The sequence below is a fragment of the Janthinobacterium sp. UMAB-60 genome (genome assembly GCF_900095235.1).
GTDB lineage: Bacteria > Pseudomonadota > Gammaproteobacteria > Burkholderiales > Burkholderiaceae_D > Janthinobacterium.
The window spans coordinates 500,426-517,511 of sequence record NZ_LT607482.1 but is presented as its reverse complement, the minus strand read 5'-3'; the positions used below and the strand labels follow the sequence as shown (position 1 = coordinate 517,511).

Sequence of the window (17,086 nt, the reverse complement as noted above, 5' to 3'; positions counted from 1 at the left end):
CATTTTTTTGCCGGCAGCGTGGCTGCCGGCATCGTGACGACACCTACTGTCCCGCCAGCGCCACCACCGGATCGAGTCCCGACGCCTTGCGCGCCGGCATGAAGCCGAACACCAGTCCCGTCACCACGGCGCAGGCAAACGCGCCGGCGATGGCGCTCAGGGAAAAGATCACCGGCACGTCCCACACCAGCAGCAAGCCGGCCACCGTCACGCCGACCACGATGCCGGCCACGCCGCCCACCACCGACACCAGCACGGCTTCGGTGAGGAACTGGCGCAGGATGTCGCGCCGGCGCGCGCCCGTCGCCATGCGGATGCCGATTTCGCGCGTGCGCTCGCGCACCGTCATCAGCATCACGTTCATGACGCCGATGCCGCCCACCACCAGCGAGACGGCGGCGATCAGGCTGAGCATCATGGTCATGTTGTCCTGCGTCTTCGCTTCGGCGGCGATCGACGCGGCCGCGTTGCTGATGCCATAGTCGCGGATGCGGTGGCGCTCGAACATGGTGGCGTCGACCGCCGCCTCCACTTCCGTCACGCGCTTGACGTCGGCCACCGCCAGGACCGTGTACGTCGGCTCGCGCTGGCCGAAGACGCGGATGCCGGCCGTGGAAAACGGCAGCAGCAGCACGTCGTCTTCATCCTTCTCGCCCGTCAGCGCGCCCTTCGCGCTCATCACGCCGATCACCTGGAACGGCACGTTGCCGATCAGGATGCTCTGCCCCACGGGGTTGGGCACGTCGGGCATCAGCTTTTCGGCCAGGTGCGCGCCCAGCACGGCCACGGTGGCCATCTCGCGTTCGTCCTCGTCGGTAAAGAAGCCGCCCTTGGCCACCGGCCAGGTCTGGATCTGCGGCAGGGCCGGCCCCGTGCCGCGCACATAGGTCTGCACGTCGAGGTTACCGTGGCGTATCACCTTGTTGCCCGTGACATTCGGCAGCACGTGGGTGATGCCCGGCACATCCTTGAGCGCATCGAGGTCGGCCAGGGTGATGCTGCGCCCGGGGATGCGCGAGCTTTCGCCGCGCGACGCCATGTACAGCAGGTTCGAGCCGAACGCGCCCAATTGGGCCATCACTTGCTGGCGCGTGCCCAGGCCGATGGCCAGCATGACGATCACGGAAGCGACGCCGATGACGATGCCGAGCAGGGTCAATCCCGTGCGGAAGCGGTTGATCCACAGCACGCGCCAGGCGGCGCGCGCCGCGTCGAGCAATTCCGTGCCCAGCGACGCGCCTGTATCGTGGGCGGCGCGCGACATGTCCAGCGGCGGCAGAGCCGTCGACGTGGCGGGAATGGCGATGGCGCCCGAGTCTGCGATGATTTCGCCATCGCTGATCTCGATCACGCGGCGCGCCTGGGCCGCCACCTTGCGGTCATGCGTAATGAGGATGATGGTGTGGCCCGCGTCGGCCAGTTCACCCAGCAAGGCCATGACTTCGGCGCCGCTGCCGCTGTCGAGCGCCCCCGTCGGTTCATCGGCGAGGATGATGCGCCCGCCATTCATCAGGGCGCGCGCGATCGACACGCGCTGCTGCTGCCCGCCCGATAATTGATTTGGCCGGTGATCGAGCCGCTCGCCCAGGCCCAGGCGCTTGAGCAGCGCCTCGGAACGGGCGTGGCGGGCGGCCGCCGGCATGCCCGCGTACAGGGCCGGCACTTCCACGTTCTCGCGCGCCGATTCGGTGGCGATCAGGTGATAACCCTGGAAGACGAAGCCGAACGCTACACGCCGCAGCCACGCCAGTTCATCGGGATTCAGGCTGGCCACGTCCTGGCCGGCGAAGCGGTAGGTGCCGTCGCTGGGACGATCCAGGCATCCCAGCAGATGCATCAGGGTCGATTTGCCGGAACCGGACGCGCCCACGATGGCGACGAATTCGCCGGCGCCGATGGACAAGGTCAGGCCGCGCAGCACTTCCACGGCCGGCGCGCCGTCATGGCCGCCGTAGCGCTTGCGGATGCCGGCAAGTTCAATCAGTGGCGCCGGCTGGCCAGGCTCTCCGGCCTGCCCCAGCGACGCGGCCTCGCTCATGGCGCTCACAGCTGGAACCTGCTGGCGCCGCTGCTGGCCGGCTGCTCGCCCGTGACCAGCAATTCACCTTCGCGCAAGCCTTGCAGCACTTCCGCGCTGAGGCGATTGCGCACGCCCACGGTGACGGCGCGCGTATCGACCTTGCCGTCGGCATCCATCACGCGGGCCGTGAACTGCCCCGGCTTGGCGCCTTCCTCGGTCGATGGCTTCAGGGCCGGCAAGGGCACGGCCAGCACATTGTTTGCCGCTGCCGTGACAAACACCACCTGCGCCGTCATCTGCGGCATCAATTCGCCATCGGCGTTATCCACGTCGAACAGCACGGTATATAAAATCACCTTGCTGGTCGACGGCGCCAGGGCCGTGCCGGCGGCGGAACCACCAGGCACCGGCGGGGCCGGCAGCACTTGCCGCACCTTGCCGCTCCAGCGCCGCTGGTCGCCACCGAGGGTGGTGAAGTACACGGGCATGTCCGGGCGCACGCGGCGCACGTCCGCTTCCGACACTTCCGTCCACACCGTCATGGCCGACAGATCGGCGATGCGCAGGATGTTCGGCGTCTGGTACGTGGCGTTCAGGGTCTGCCCTTCCTTGGCATCGAGGCCCACCACCTTGCCGGCCATCGGCGCGTAGATGCGCGTATAGCCGAGGCGCGCCTCGTCCGCCTTCAGGCTGGCCTGGGTCTGGTCGATCTGCGCCTTCAGGTGGTCGATCTTGGCGCCGGCCGAGGCCAGCGTGGCTTCGGCCGTTTCCAGGTCGGCCAAAGGCGTGGAATCAAACTTGGCCATCTGCTTCTGGCGGCCATGCTGCTGGCCCGCCAGGCGGTGCTGCGCCTGCTGGTCGGCCAGTTGCGCGCGCAAGCCCGCCAAGGCGGCGCGGCCCGCGTCGACCGTGGCTTGCTGCACGCTGGGGTCGATCTCGGCCAGCAACTGGCCTTTTTCCACGGCGCTGCCCGGTTGCACGTGCAGGCGCGTGATCTGGCCCGACACCTGCGCGCCCACGTCGACATAGGTTTGCGGCTGCAGGGTGCCGATGGCCGTGACGCTGGACTCGATATTGCCGCGCTTGACGGGCGCCGTGTCGAACACGGTGGCCGGGCCGCGCGTGGCCCACAGTGCGCCGGCGCCTAACAGCGCCAGCAAGACCGCGCCGCCCAGGATGCGGGCGCGGCGGGAAGGCAGGCGGGCCGCCATCAGGAAGCCGCCTTCACTACATTCAAAACATCAATCGGTGTCGCCAGGCGTGAAAAATGCATCAGTCTATCCTTGAAAATGGCGGTGAACATCACCGCAGAAACGTCACAAGACCTGCCAGCGCGGCGACGGCTGCCAGCAGGGAACTACGAAACAGCAAGCGGGGGGCATACGGCAGCAGCAGGGCCACCAGCAACGCTCCCGCCCCGATGAATCCCAGCCAGGCGACCACGCCGACGCTGGCGCTCCAGCCGGCCACGCAAGGCCAGATGGCCAGCGCCAGCAGGATGGCGCCCGCCAGTTGCAGCGCGCGCCGCACGTTCGGCGCCGCGTCCCTGCCCCAGACCTGGCCATGGTGGCGGTCCATCGCCAGCGAGAGGCTGGCCATGCCCGCATACGACAGGCCCAGCGCACACAGGATGCTGCTAATCATGACTGTCCTTCCGTGTTGACCTGCAGGCTGGCCGCGGGCGCAGCGTTTTCTCTGGCGGCGGCTTTTTTAAGCGGCTTTTCCTTGCGCTGGTGGACTTTCCACGCGCCCCAGGCGGCCAGCAGGCCGAAGGCCATGCTGCCCAGCTCCACGCCCGCGCTTTCCCAGTCGCCGCGTGCCACCTGCGCCACCAGGTTGTCGCCCGTGCTCAGGACATTGAGCACGGGCAGCAGCAGGCACAGGGCCGCCAGCAAGCCCAATTGCTCGATCCACGCGCGCTTTTCCGCGCGCAGGCAGGCATGCACCAGCATCAAAAACCACACGCCGAAGAAGGCGCGCACTTCCCAGCCGGCGCGGTGCTCGATGCCGACGGGGATCAAACGGTTGGCCCACAGGAAGCCCACGCAGGCGATGGACAGGCCGGCAATCGCCGCCACGTTCAGGCAGGCGATGACGCGGTACACGCGCTGCGTATAGGCGCCGAACTCGCCGCCGGACTTCTGGCGCCGCTTGACCATGAACATGATCGCGCCCGTGCCCATCATGGCCGTGCCGGCCAGGCCGCAGAAGAAGTACAGCCAGCGCATCGGCGTGCCGCCGAACCCCGCCATGTGCAGGTTCGACATGACGGAGCGCGTCAGGCCCGCGCCGCCCGTGTCGGACGCGCCGGGCCGGCGCAAGGCGACCTGCTCGCCCGTGGCCAGCGCATAGCAGGCCCTGCCCGAATTGGCGCTCAGGCGCGTGAGCAGTTCCGTGTCTTCATTCCAGCCGTACATGCAGACGCGCATGGAGGCATCGTTCGGATTGTCCAGCACCACGGCGCGGATTTCCTGGCCGATGGCCTGTTCGGCGCGCTGCGCGAACGACTCCAGCGCGGGAATGGCCAGCGGCTGGCCCGAGCGCGCAGGTTTCCCCGCATCGTTCCAGTCGGCCAGGAAGGCCTTCTTGGGATTGTCCATGCCGTATTGCGCCACCACGGGAGCCGGCACATAGTCATCGCTGAAAAATGCCAGGCCCGTGTAGGCGATCATGAACTGGAACGGCAAGGTCAGCACGGCCACCGCGTTGTGCGCGTCGAGCCACGAGCGCTGGCCCTTGGCCGGGCGGAAGGTAAAGAAATCCTTGAAGATGCGCTTGTGCGTGATGACGCCGCTCACCAGCGCCACCAGCATGATCATGGTGGTGATGGCGACGATCCATACGCCGATGCGTCCCGCGTGCAGCTCGTAATGGAAATCGACGAAATGGTGGCCGCCGATGGTTTCGCGCTCCGTTGCCTCGCGCGCATGCTCGATGACGGCGCCCGTCAGCGGATCGAGATCCGCCGAGCCATAGCCGCCGCTGGGCTGGAACCAGTAGGCGGACAAGCCATGGCCGGGACGCTGCACGGGCCAGATTTCCCACATGTCCGCCTGCGGATGCTCCTTCGCCATGAAGTCGAGCGCCAGTTCCAGGCGGTGCGCGCGGTCCGTGACCTTCGGCAGCGGCGGATCGTTCGCATGCGCCGTCTCTTCCAGGGCGTGTTCGGGCGTCATCCAGTGGCCGATCGGGTCGTCGAAGACGGCCAGGGTGCCGGTCAGGAAGATGGCGAACAGCAGCCAGGAAATCCACAGCCCGCTCCATGTATGCAGCCAGGCCATGGCCTGGCGCAAGCCGCCCTGCTGCGGCGTCTTGACCACTTTGTCTACCTTGACGGCGTTCATGCGGCACCTCGCGACAGCAGCATGCCGATGCCGCCGCAGGCAATGGCCGGCAGCAGCATGCCGAGCCAGGCGCGGCGCAGGTCTTGCACGGCAAAGACCCAGATCACGGCGCAGGTGTAGACGACGAAGGCGCTCAGGGTCGCCGTCAGCACGGCTTCGGCGCGCGACAGCGGCAGCACGGCCGACAGCAGCACGGCCACGCCGGACGTCAGCGCATAGCCGCCAAAGATGGCGGCGAGCACGCGCGAGAACAACATCATGTTGGCCGATTTCATCATCGCGGCGCTCCCTGCGGCACCAGCGTGGTCACGCCATCGCGGGCCAGGTTCAACTGCACATCCATAAGCCATGCATCCTTCATCAAGATAGGTCATTCAAAAGTGATTGTTTACAGTTTGTAGTTCAAGGTCAGCATCAGGTTGCGCGGCGCCCCTGCCAGATTGCCGAAGACATCGGAATAGATGCTCTGGTAATAGTGCTTGTCGAGTGCATTGTTGACGTTCAGGCGCAGCTCGGCGCGGCTGTCGATCTGCCAGGCCGCGTTCAAGCCCACGATCGCATAGCGGCCCTGGCGCAGATGGTAGGTGCCGTCGGTTGATTCGGTAGCGCCCTGCCCATACACCGAGGCGCCGACGCGCCAACCCTGCGCGGCGCCGGACAGGCGGTAGCTGGTGGCCAGCTTGAGCTGCTGGCGCGGATAGCGGCTGTTGAAATCCTTGCCGATATTGGCCGGATCGCTGTCGCGCGTAAATTGCGCCTTTACATAAGTAAAACCGGCCGACAGCTGCCAGTCGGGCGTCAGCGCACCCGCCACATCCAGCTCCACGCCTTCGCTGCGCACTTCGCCCGACGCGCGCTGGCAATAGCCCCAGGTGCTGCCGGGGCAAGGATTCGGGCCAGCCAGGTCGTCCACGCCGCGGTTTTGCTGGCGGATCTGGAACACGGCTGCGCTGGCATTGAGGGCGCCGCCAAAGTATTCGCCTTTCACGCCCGCTTCATAGTTGGTGCCGCTGATCGGCTTCAAGGGCTGTCCATTGGCATCCGTGGAAGCCTGCGGCTGGAAGATCTCGGTCCAGCTGGCGTACACGGAATGCTGCTTGTCGAGGTCATACACGACACCCGCATAAGGAGTGAATTCGCGCGCCACCGAGTAGCCGGCATCGTCCTTGTACCAGCTCACGCGCCCGCCCAGCACCAGCGACAACGGGTCGGCCAGGCGCATGCGCGTACCCGCATACACGCCGCTTTGCTCGGTGATGCTGGCCGTGCCCCACTGCGCGTAGTTGATGACGGGGGGCGCCACGCTGCCCGCATCCCAGTTGAACGGGTCGATCACCGGCGCGGCCGCGCCCCAGCTGTACGGCGCCCAGCCGCCATAGCTGTTTTTCGACGAACGGCGGTGGCTGGCGCCGACGGTCAGCTCGTGCTCTCGGCCGAACAGGCTGTAGCTGCCGCTGGCATAGGCGTCATAGCTGGTGTTGGCCAGCTCGGCGCGGTAGCTTTGCGAATTGAAGCGCAGGGTGTCGCCGCGGCGGCTGATGCCGGAAAACGTCGTGTCGATCTCGGGCGTCTTGCGCGTGGCGGCCAGCCTGGCCTTCCAGCCGTTAGCGAAGCGGTGCTCCAGTTCGGCGAAGATGGTCTTGTCCGTCTGGCGCCAGTCATCGAAGTCGGTGCCCAGGTAAGTCGAGCGGGGCAAGTTCAAAAAAGTGCCGTCGGCGGCCGTCACCACGCCCGTGGTGACGCCGTCGTTATCGGTCTTGCGGTAGTGGGCGCCCAGGGTCAAGGTGGTATCGGGGCGCAGGTCGGCCTCGATGATGCCATACAGCTGGTGATTGCGGCCATGCAGCACGTCAACATAGTCCTTCTTGTCCTGCAGCGTCACGACGATGCGCCCGCGCAGGGTCTTCGCTTCGTTGAGTGCGTTGGCCGCATCGGCTTCCAGGCGGTAGTTGCTCCAGCTGCCGATGCTGGCCGAGAACGAGGCTTGCGGCATGGCCGTCGGGCGCTTGCGCACCATATTGATGGCCGCGCTGGGCGTGCCGCTGCCCGTCATCAAGCCTGTGGCGCCGCGCACCACCTCGATGCGGTCGTAGATGGCCAGGTCATCATTGTCGCCATTGAAGGTGCCGTTCGCACCCAGGCTGGTAGGCAAGCCGTCGAACAGGATGTTGTCGACTGGAAAGCCCCGTGCGCTGAAACTGCCCGAATCGCCCGTAAAGTTGCCCTTCTGCATGACCAAGCCCGTGATCGACTGCACGGCGTCGTCCAGGGTCGTGATACCCAGGTCGTCGATCTGCTGGCGCGTCAGCACGCTGACCGACTGCGGTGTCTCGCGCAGCGACAGATTCAGCTTGGTGGCCGTATTGCTCACGCCTGTCGTGTAGGAGCCGCTACCTTCCGTCGTCGCATCGCGCCCCGCCGTGACGGACACGCCAAGCATGGTTTGCTCGGCAGCAGGAATCGCAGGCGCAGCCTGCTGCGCCTGCGCCGGCAGGCTGGCGGCCAGACACAGGGCTGCGGCGGCTTGCGCCAGTGGACGCAGTGCGGAGCGAGACGATGGCAAACTGACAAAATTTAAAGCGTACGACATGCAAGTTCCTGATAGTGGTGTCATGAGACGGTAGAAAACAGGCGCCCTACCCTGTAGGTGCCGCGAAAACGAAAAACGGGCAGTCCGACTGCAAATATTTTTTGCGGAGTACTACGCGGCCGGCTCCACCGTCACCCAGTACCGCGTGCGGCTGCGCACCTGCACCGGCAGCGAGTTGGGCAGCATGTTCAGGATGCGCTGGGTATCGGCCAGCGGGAACACGCCCGACAAGCGCAGCTGGGCCACTGCCGGCGCGCAGTCGATCACGCCCGGGCGGTAGCGGGCCAGGTCGGCCAGAAAGTCGCCCAGGGTCACGTCGTCGACGATCAGCTGCCCGCGCGACCAGGCATCGGCATACGCGTCGATGGCGTGCGGCGCGTCCGGCGCATGGCGGGAAAACGCCACGCCACGCCCGGCCGCCAGCAGCAAGGGCGCGCCAGCGCTGTCGCGCGGGCGGATTTCAACGGCGCTTTCAAACACCTCCACGGTGCTGACGCCATCCTGCTGGCGCACGACGAAGCGCGTGCCCAGCGCGCGCACCAGGCCTTCGCGCGTGGCCACCACCAACGGCGCGGCGCTGCCGGCACCGTGGCCGCTGCTGACGAGGATTTCGCCGGCCAGCAGTTCGATCAGGCGGCGCTTGTCATCGAAACGCACGCTCACGGCCGATCCCGTATTCAGGCTGAGCACACTGCCATCGTCCAGCACCACCTCGCGCCGCTCGCCCGTGGCCGTGCGGTAGTCGGCGCGCAGGGCGCGCACACCATCCCAGGCGCCCGTCTGCGCGGCCAGCACGCCGCCGCCAGCGGCCACGCCCAGCCATGCCAGCAACTGGCGCCGCTTGCCATTGACGGCTTGTTGCTGCGTGCCGGCCAGCGCCTGCGCGGCCGCACCGCGGTGCAAGCCGTTGAAGCGCCGCGACACCGCGTCGATATGCTGCCAGGCCCGTTCATGTTCCGGGTCGGCCCCGCGCCAGCGCTGCCAGGCGGCATGTTCCGCTTCGCTGGCCTCGTCCGACATCAACACGGTCAGCCACTCGGCCGCCTGCTGCTGCACTTCCTCGCCGATGGCCGCCAAGGCCGCGGGTTCTGCCAGCGTGCTCATGCCGGCAGCGAGAAAAACACCTGGCGGTTGGCACGCGTCAGGTACTGCTTGACCGAGCTGGCCGACACGTTCAGGCGCGCGGCGATCTCGGCATAGCTGAGGCCTTCCAGCTGCGCCAGCAAAAACGCCGTGCGCACGGGACCCGGCAAGCCGTCGAGGGCGACATCGATTTCCTGCAAGGCTTCCAGCGCCAGCAGCCGTTCTTCCGGCGCGGGCGCCACCTCGGGCGGCAGGCAAGCGAGCGCCTGCAGATACGCGTCTTCCAGCACTTGCCGGCGGTAACGGTGCGCCACCAGGCGCCGCGCGATGGTGGCGAGAAAAGGCCGCGCTTCGCGGATCTGCGGTGCCGTGCCATTGGTCAGCACGCTGACAAAGGTGTCTTGCGCCAGGTCCGCCGCGTCGCCCGCACTGCCCAGCTTATGCCGCAGCCAGCCCTGCAGCCAGCCGTGATGGCTGCTGTAGAGTGCGTGCAGGTCTTGTTGCTGGGCAAAATCGGCGGCCGACATGGCATCCCTTTCGGCTCAGGCGTGCGGCACCCGAGAATGTAAATAAGAATTATTCTCATTCTAACCGCGCAATGCCTTTGATGCAATCGCGGCATTGGCAGAAATACCAACTAATTCAAAAGCCGGCCAACCGCCAAGCACTGCAGCGCAAGACCGCCAGCCACCCGCGATGGGGTAAAATGGCGCCCATCGTCCGGCTTTCGCCGCCCACTCCCAAGCTTTTCATTGCAGGTTCATCATGCTAGATAATCTCACCCAACGGCTTGCCAAAGTCGTCAAGACCATGCGCGGCGAGGCGCGCCTGACCGAAGCGAACACCGCCGACATGCTGCGCGAAGTGCGCCTGGCGCTGCTCGAAGCCGACGTCGCCCTGCCCGCCGTGCGCGAATTCATCGCCAAAGTCAAAGAAAAAGCCATGGGCGAGGATGTCATTTCCTCGCTTACGCCAGGTCAGGCCCTGGTCGGCGTGGTGCAGCGCGAGCTGGCCGCCCTGATGGGCGCCGACCTGGGACCGGAAGCGTCGCAGATCAGCTTTGCGCAGCAACCGCCCGCCATCATCCTGATGGCCGGTCTGCAGGGTGTGGGTAAGACCACCACCGTCGGCAAGCTGGCGAAGTACCTGAAAGAAGAAAAGAAGAAGAAAGTACTGACCGTTTCGGCCGACGTGTACCGCCCTGCCGCGATCGCCCAGCTGCAATCGGTTACCGCCCAGGTGGGCGCCGACTTCTTCCCGTCCGCCAGCACGGACAAGCCGGTCGATATCGCGCTGGCCGCGCTGGATTGGGCGAAAAAGCATTACCACGACGTGCTGATCATCGATACGGCGGGTCGCCTGGGTATCGACGAAGAGATGATGCGCGAAATCGCCGCCATCCACGGCGCCGTGAAACCGATCGAAACCCTGTTTGTCGTCGACGCGATGCTGGGCCAGGACGCCATCAATACGGCGAAAGCCTTCAACGATGCGCTGCCGCTGACCGGTATCGTGCTGACCAAGCTCGATGGCGACGCGCGCGGCGGTGCAGCCCTGTCGGTGCGCCACATCACGGGCAAGCCGATCAAGTTTGCCGGCGTCTCGGAAAAACTCGACGGCCTGGAAGCGTTCGATCCGACCCGCATGGCCAACCGCATCCTGGGCATGGGCGACATCCTCGCGCTGGTGGAAGAAGCGCGCAAGGGCGTCGACAGCAAGGCAGCGGCCGACCTGGCGCAAAAGATCAAGGTCGGCGGCAAGTTCGACATGAACGACTTCAAGGCGCAACTGGGCCAGATGAAGAAAATGGGCGGCATGGCCAACCTGATGGACAAGCTGCCGGCCCAGTTCCAGCAGGCGGCCGGCGGCAAGAACATGGATCAAGCCGATAAACAGGTGCGCCGCATGTGCGGCATCATCGACTCGATGACGCCGCAGGAGCGCGCCAAGCCTGAACTGATCAAGGCCACGCGCAAGCGCCGCATCGCCGCCGGCGCCGGCGTGCAAGTGCAGGAAGTGAACCGCATGCTGACGCAATTCGAGCAAATGCAGACGATGATGAAGAAATTGTCGGGCGGCGGCATGATGAAGATGATGCGTTCCATGAAGGGCATGATGCCTGGGATGAGGTAAGGCTTCAAAATCCGCGATGAGGTAAGGCTTCAAAATCCGCTGCGCGGTGGTCCTTGCGGCCGGCGATGCTCACCGTACTAAAGTACGGTTGCGCTTCTCGGCCACAAATACCATCCGCTCGCTGTGATTTTGAAGGCCTTCGAGATGCCGCAGGATCATCGCTTTAAAACCCGAAAAACATCGTTCTAAATAATGCCGGATTGCATTTTCATGTGTCCGGCATCACTGTTCCCTCCCCCCACAGTGCCCCTCCCCGCATAGCCAGCAACCATGCCATTTACGGGCAAAAACGCCGTTCTGCGCCCCCAAGCGGTGCGCCCGGGCGACAGCATCGCCATTTCCCTGCTTTTTCCTCGTGAAAACGTGAAAAACACTTGCATACAAGGTAAATCCACACCAATATTAGCCGTGCGATTAATTGCGCAATTTCCCATGTGTTTGTTAAGGAGGCTCGAAGATGGCAACAGCCAAAAAAACCCCAGTAGCAGCGCCAGCCAAAGCAGCAGCAGCAGCCAAGCCTGCAGCCGCCAAAAAAGCAGCACCCGCAGCCAAAGCAGCAGCTAAACCAGCAGCGGTGAAGAAAGCGGCAGCACCGGCAACACCACGCAAGCCAAACGCAGCATTCATGAAAGCAATGACGCCATCGAAAGAGTTGGCCGCCGTTGTTGGCGCAGCACCACTGCCGCGCACGGAAGTGACCAAAAAGGTATGGGATTACATCAAGAAACTCGATCTGCAAGATCCGGCCAACCGCCGCATGATCAATGCGGACGACAAGCTGAAAGCTGTTTTCGGCGGCAAAGCCCAAGTCTCCATGTTTGAAATGACGAAACTGATCTCCGATCATTTGAAATAATCAGATACGCGCCGGCCCAACACCGAGCGAGTGCCCCGCCGCATCACTGCGAGCGGGGCATTTTTTTGCTTGCCATTCACCCGGCCGGTCTGAATTCCCACTGTTTCCACGCCGCCCTTACCGCATTCGGATACTCGGCCCGCCCCCGGCTGCCGTTATACCGCCCCAGCGCCAGGTACAAATCCCCGCGTTCCATATCCAGGTACATGCGCAAGATCGCGCAGCCATAGCGCAAATTCGTTTGCATGTGGAACAGCTTGCTGCGGTCGCTGTCGCCGATGACGCCCGTCCAGAACGGCATCACCTGCATGTAGCCGCGCGCGCCGGCCAGCGAGACGGCATATTTTCGGTAGGCCGACTCCACTTGGATCAGGCCCAGCACCAGGGCCGGTTCCAGGCCCGCGCGGCGCGCTTCATACCAGACGGTTTCCAGAAATTCCGTGCGCAGCTGCCCGTCCGGCAGCTTGCGCTGCAGGCGTTGCGACATCTGCGCCAGCCATTGCTGGTAGCGCTGCAGTTCGATAGGGGTGGCAAATTTGGGTTGCGGCGGGCGTTCGTCGCGGATCGCGTGCGACAGGGCCAGACGGACGGAGTCGGCCAGCGCCTCCTCCTTCTGATTGCCGGCCTGCGCCAAGGGAGCGCAGGCCAGGCCGGCGGCCAGCGCGAGCGCGCCAGCCACCTTGCTTACTGATGGACGCTTCACTGCGCCATTTTGCCCTGGATGAAGGCGACGATCTCGTCCGGCGCAACACCGGTGGCTTCCGCATCGCGGCGGCCCTGGTATTCCAGCTTGCCTTCTTTCAGGCCACGCTCGCCGATGACGATGCGGTGCGGCACGCCAATCAGTTCCCAGTCAGCAAACATGGCGCCAGGGCGCAAGCCGCGGTCGTCGACGATGACATCCACGCCAGCGCCTTGCAGGGCCGCGTACAGCTTCTCCGTCTCTTCCTTGACCAGTTCGCTACGGTCCATGCCCATCGGGCACAGCACGACCTCGAATGGCGCGATCGACGCCGGCCAGATGATGCCCTTGTCATCGAAGTTCTGTTCGATGGCGGCGCCCAGGATGCGCGTCACGCCGATGCCGTAGCAACCCATCTGCAGCGGCGCAGGCTTGCCGTTCTCGTCGAGGAAGGTGGCTTTCATGCTTTCCGAGTACGCCGTCCCCAGCTGGAACACGTGGCCCACTTCGATGCCGCGCTCGATGGCGAGTGCGCCCTGGCCGTCCGGCGACGCGTCGCCGGCGACGACATTGCGCAAGTCGGCCACGATGGCTGGCTCGGCCACGTCGCGGCCCCAGTTGGCGCCCGTGTAGTGGAAACCGGCCTCATTCGCGCCGCAGACGAAGTCGCTCATGTGGGCGACCGTGCGATCCGCCACCACGGTGACGGGTGCCTTCGTGCCGATCGGGCCCAGGTAGCCAGGAATCGTGCCGTAGACTTCCAGGATTTCCGCTTCCGTCGAGAAACGGTGACCGGCCAGGCCGGCAACCTTGCCCACCTTGATCTCGTTCAATTCATGGTCGCCGCGCAGCAGCAGCATGAAATGCTGTTGCGTGATTTTCTCATCCTTGCCCGTCGTGTCCACCGTCAGGGCGATGGTTTTCACGGTTTGCGACAGCTCCAGGCCCAGCAAGGCGGCCACGGTTTCGCACTTGACGGTGTCCGGCGTGGCCGTTTTCGTCAGTGCCTGGGTGGCGGCCGGGCGCTCGCCCGCTGGCGGCAGCGCTTCGGCCGCTTCCATGTTGGCCGCGTAGTCGGACGTCGGGCAGTACACGAGCGCGTCTTCACCCGTGTGGGCGATGACGTGGAATTCATGCGAACCGGAACCGCCGATGGCGCCATTGTCGGCGGCCACGGCGCGGAACTTCAGGCCGAAGCGCGTGAAGATGCGCGTGTAGGCGTCAAACATGACCTTGTACGACGCTTGCATGCCGGCCAGGTCGCGGTCGAACGAGTACGCGTCCTTCATGGTGAATTCGCGGCCGCGCATCAGGCCGAAGCGGGGACGGCGCTCGTCGCGGAACTTGGTCTGGATATGATAAAAGTTCAGCGGCAGTTGGCGGTAGGACTTGATTTCCGTGCGCACGACGTCGGTGATGACTTCTTCCGATGTCGGCTGGATCGCGTATTCGCGGCCGTGGCGGTCTTTCACGCGCATCAGTTCGTCGCCCATCTTGGTCCAGCGGCCCGTCTCCTGCCACAGTTCGGCCGGCTGCACGAGCGGCATCAGCAGTTCGATACCGGCGGCTTTGTTCATCTCGTCACGGATGATGGCTTCCACCTTGCGGATCACGCGCAAGCCCATCGGCATGTAGGTATAGATGCCGGAACCGAGGCGTTTGATCATGCCTGCACGCATCATCAATTGGTGGCTGACGATTTCCGCGTCAGAAGGTGCATCTTTAAGTGTGGAAATAAAAAAACGGGAGGCGCGCATAACGGTGAATTCTTTTTAAAAAGAGAGGGTTATAATCAACCTAATTTTAAAGGATTAGCTGGCTGATGCGTCCATACTTTACACAAATGCGCTCAATTGGTGCGATTCCGGCGCTTTTCGCACCCCGAAAAGGTCACCGGCTTGCGAAGTTGTGGGTAATTATGTAAAAAAGGACGCTCGGTCGCAGAAAGTTTGAGGTGCATTATGCTCGACCGTGAAGGGTTTCGGCCCAACGTCGGCATCATCCTGCTAAACGCCCAGAACGAGGTGTGGTGGGGCAAGCGGGTGCGCGAGCACTCATGGCAGTTTCCACAAGGCGGTATCAAATATGGCGAAACACCGGAACAAGCCATGTTTCGCGAACTTGAAGAGGAAATCGGACTCAGACAGGAACACGTCAAAATTGTCGGCCGCACCCGCGACTGGCTGCGCTATGAAGTGCCAGACCACTTCATCAAGCGCGAGATTCGCGGCCATTACCGTGGCCAGAAGCAGATTTGGTTTCTGCTGAGAATGTGCGCGCGCGATAACGACGTCAATCTGCGCCTGACCGACCATCCCGAGTTCGACGCCTGGCGCTGGCATGAATATTGGGTCCCGCTCGATGTCGTCATTGAATTTAAACGCGATGTGTATCAGCGCGCCTTGCAGGAGCTGTCCCGCTTCCTGACCTGGCCCGTGCATGGCAACGCACAGCAAGCGCAGCGCCACACCTCGCGCTACCTGCGCCAACCCCATGCGCCACGCCCGCAGGACGGCGCGGCACTGGCCAAGCCTTGCGACGGCATCGCCGCCGAAGGGTGTACACCGGAGCTGATCTTGCCGGACAAGGGGTAGTCCACCGCAATGAACGCACTTCCCACGCAAAAGGGGCAGCCTGACCAGGCTGCCCCTTTTTACATACCGACAGGAACACCCTGCCGGTCAGGCTGATTTAATTTGCCGCAGGCGCCGGTGGCACGTCCAGCGTGATCGCTTTCAGACCCAGGATATTGCTGCTGTAATGGCGGATCTTGTTGGCCAGGGCCGGGTCATTGTTCAGCTTTTGACCGTATGACGGCACCATTTCCATCATCTTCGCCTGCCATTCCGGTGTGGCCAGACGGCTCTTGAATGCCGTTTGCAGCACCTTGATCATGATCGGCGGCGCGGTCGAGGCGCCTGGCGAGGCGCCCAGCAGGGCAACGATGCTGCCATCGGCGGCGCCGACGACTTCCGTGCCGAACTGCAGCAAGCCGCCTTTGACGGGGTCATCCTTGACGATCTGCACGCGCTGACCCGCGTTTTGCAGGGTCCAGTCTTCCATCTTGGCGTTCGGCAGGTATTCGCGCAACGTCTTCAAGCGGTCTTCCGGCGTGTTCATGACTTGCTCGACCAGGTATTTGGTCAGCGGAATATTGTCGTAGCCGGCCTGCAGCATCGGTTTCACATTGCCCGTGCCGATCGAGGCAGGCAAGTCGGTCCACGAACCGTTTTTCAGGAACTTCGTCGAGAAGGTGGCAAACGGGCCAAACAGCAGGGCTTTCTTGCCATCGATGATGCGCGTATCGAGATGCGGCACGGACATCGGCGGCGAACCGACGGACGCCTTGCCGTAGACCTTGGCCGCATGCGCCGCCACCAGTTCAGGATTGGTGGTCACGAGCCATTGGCCGCCCACCGGCACGCCGCCGTAGCCCTTGGCCTCAGGAATGCCCGATTTTTCCAGCAGCGGCAGCGAACCACCGCCGGCACCGATGAAGACGAACTTGGCACGCATGGTCTTTTCCTTGCCACTGTTCAAGTCTTTCACCGTCACGTTCCACACGCCATCGGCACCACGCTGGATGTTTTCCACCTGGTGGCGCAGGTGCAGGACCATGCCGTGACTGTCCGTCAGGTAGCTCACCAACCCGCGCGTGAGGTTGCCGAAATTGACGTCGGTACCGATTTCCATGCGCGTCGCAGCCACTTTCTGGCCCTGGTCGCGCCCTTGCATGACCAGCGGCGCCCATTGCGCGATCTGCGCCGGGTCTTCCGAGTACAGCATGCCCTTGAACAGGTTTTCCTTTTGCAGCGCGGCATAGCGCTTCTTCAAGAAGGCAATATTGTCGTCGCCCCACACAAAGGCCATGTGCGGCACATTGTTGATGAAGGTTTGCGGCGCGCCCAGGTGCTTGTTGGCCACCTGATAAGCCCAGAATTGCTTGGAAATCTCGAATTGCTCGTTGATGGCAACGGCTTTCTTGGTCTCGATGCTGCCATCGGCCGCTTCCGGCGTGTAATTCAGTTCGGCGAATGCCGAGTGGCCCGTGCCCGCGTTGTTCATCGCATCCGAGCTTTCGGCGGCGACAGAATCGAGGCGCTCGACCATTTCCATCGTCAGCGAGGGATCGAGTTCCTTGAGCATGCTGCCCAGAGTGGCGCTCATGGTGCCGGCGCCGATCAACAGCACGTCGACCGGTTTTTCGGACGAGGCCGGTGGGGTCTTGTTACATGCCGCCAGGATCAGGCACGACATCAAAAGTAATAGCGATTTACGCATTCGTAACTCCATTTTTGGATACTGAAAGATGATTCTTGCGCGCCACCGGGGCGGCACCATCGCTGTATGAAATGAAAACAGTGGGCCAGCCGGAACG

The 17,086-nt window shown here is 64.0% G+C and carries 14 protein-coding genes; 3 read left to right on the top strand and 11 right to left on the bottom strand.

Annotation, left to right across the window (positions count from 1 at the left end; translation table 11 throughout):
- Positions 1-43 precede the first annotated feature (43 nt).
- The 8 genes from K0F86_RS02315 to K0F86_RS02280 form a co-directional block, all read right to left on the bottom strand.
- On the bottom strand, positions 44-2,038 hold the full coding sequence (locus tag K0F86_RS02315) for a MacB family efflux pump subunit (protein WP_219132749.1): 1,995 nt from the start codon (positions 2,036-2,038) through the stop codon (positions 44-46).
- A 5-nt stretch (positions 2,039-2,043) separates the two neighbouring features.
- Positions 2,044-3,231 (bottom strand): efflux RND transporter periplasmic adaptor subunit, encoded by a 1,188-nt coding sequence (locus tag K0F86_RS02310; RefSeq protein ID WP_219132748.1) that lies wholly within the window; start codon positions 3,229-3,231, stop codon positions 2,044-2,046.
- A 91-nt stretch (positions 3,232-3,322) separates the two neighbouring features.
- Positions 3,323-3,664 carry a DUF3325 domain-containing protein gene (locus tag K0F86_RS02305; RefSeq protein WP_219132747.1) on the bottom strand — a complete coding sequence of 114 codons (342 nt, stop codon included), beginning with the start codon at positions 3,662-3,664 and terminating at the stop codon, positions 3,323-3,325.
- A complete protein-coding gene (locus tag K0F86_RS02300) occupies positions 3,661-5,364 on the bottom strand; it encodes a PepSY domain-containing protein (RefSeq protein WP_219132746.1) in 1,704 nt (567 codons plus the stop codon). Before K0F86_RS02300 ends, K0F86_RS02305 begins: the two co-directional genes overlap by 4 nt.
- On the bottom strand, positions 5,361-5,642 hold the full coding sequence (locus K0F86_RS02295) for a hypothetical protein (protein ID WP_080753264.1): 282 nt from the start codon (positions 5,640-5,642) through the stop codon (positions 5,361-5,363). The genes K0F86_RS02300 and K0F86_RS02295 overlap by 4 nt, the downstream gene beginning before the upstream one ends.
- Before the next feature lie 110 nt (positions 5,643-5,752).
- Entirely contained in the window at positions 5,753-7,954 is a 2,202-nt protein-coding gene (locus K0F86_RS02290) for a TonB-dependent siderophore receptor (RefSeq protein WP_219132745.1), read from the bottom strand.
- Positions 7,955-8,065: 111 nt separating this feature from the next.
- On the bottom strand, positions 8,066-9,058 hold the full coding sequence (locus K0F86_RS02285; RefSeq protein WP_219132744.1) for a FecR domain-containing protein: 993 nt from the start codon (positions 9,056-9,058) through the stop codon (positions 8,066-8,068).
- Entirely contained in the window at positions 9,055-9,564 is a 510-nt protein-coding gene (locus K0F86_RS02280) for a sigma-70 family RNA polymerase sigma factor (protein ID WP_219132743.1), read from the bottom strand. The genes K0F86_RS02285 and K0F86_RS02280 overlap by 4 nt, the downstream gene beginning before the upstream one ends.
- A 238-nt stretch (positions 9,565-9,802) precedes the next feature.
- Between K0F86_RS02280 and ffh the strand changes: the two genes are divergently transcribed.
- The gene (gene ffh / locus K0F86_RS02275) at positions 9,803-11,170 is read left to right on the top strand and encodes a signal recognition particle protein (protein ID WP_096237853.1); all 1,368 of its coding nucleotides are present in this window, start codon (positions 9,803-9,805) and stop codon (positions 11,168-11,170) included.
- 457 nt (positions 11,171-11,627) lie between these two features.
- Positions 11,628-12,026: an SWIB/MDM2 domain-containing protein gene (locus K0F86_RS02270; RefSeq protein WP_081344413.1), complete on the top strand. Its 399-nt coding sequence runs from the start codon at positions 11,628-11,630 to the stop codon at positions 12,024-12,026.
- Positions 12,027-12,102: 76 nt separating this feature from the next.
- Here K0F86_RS02270 and K0F86_RS02265 read toward each other — a convergent pair whose 3' ends face one another.
- Both K0F86_RS02265 and K0F86_RS02260 read right to left on the bottom strand, forming a co-directional pair.
- Positions 12,103-12,729, bottom strand: coding sequence for a lytic transglycosylase domain-containing protein (locus tag K0F86_RS02265; protein WP_219132742.1), 627 nt, complete (start codon positions 12,727-12,729; stop codon positions 12,103-12,105).
- Positions 12,726-14,465: a proline--tRNA ligase gene (locus tag K0F86_RS02260; protein WP_219132741.1), complete on the bottom strand. Its 1,740-nt coding sequence runs from the start codon at positions 14,463-14,465 to the stop codon at positions 12,726-12,728. The genes K0F86_RS02265 and K0F86_RS02260 overlap by 4 nt, the downstream gene beginning before the upstream one ends.
- A 204-nt stretch (positions 14,466-14,669) precedes the next feature.
- Here K0F86_RS02260 and K0F86_RS02255 point away from each other — a divergent pair, with 204 nt between their 5' ends.
- Positions 14,670-15,302, top strand: a complete 633-nt coding sequence (locus K0F86_RS02255; protein ID WP_219132740.1) for an RNA pyrophosphohydrolase — start codon at positions 14,670-14,672, stop codon at positions 15,300-15,302.
- 97 nt (positions 15,303-15,399) lie between these two features.
- Here K0F86_RS02255 and mqo read toward each other — a convergent pair whose 3' ends face one another.
- Entirely contained in the window at positions 15,400-16,989 is a 1,590-nt protein-coding gene (gene mqo / locus K0F86_RS02250; protein WP_257571950.1) for a malate dehydrogenase (quinone), read from the bottom strand.
- Between the last annotated feature and the right edge of the window lie 97 nt (positions 16,990-17,086).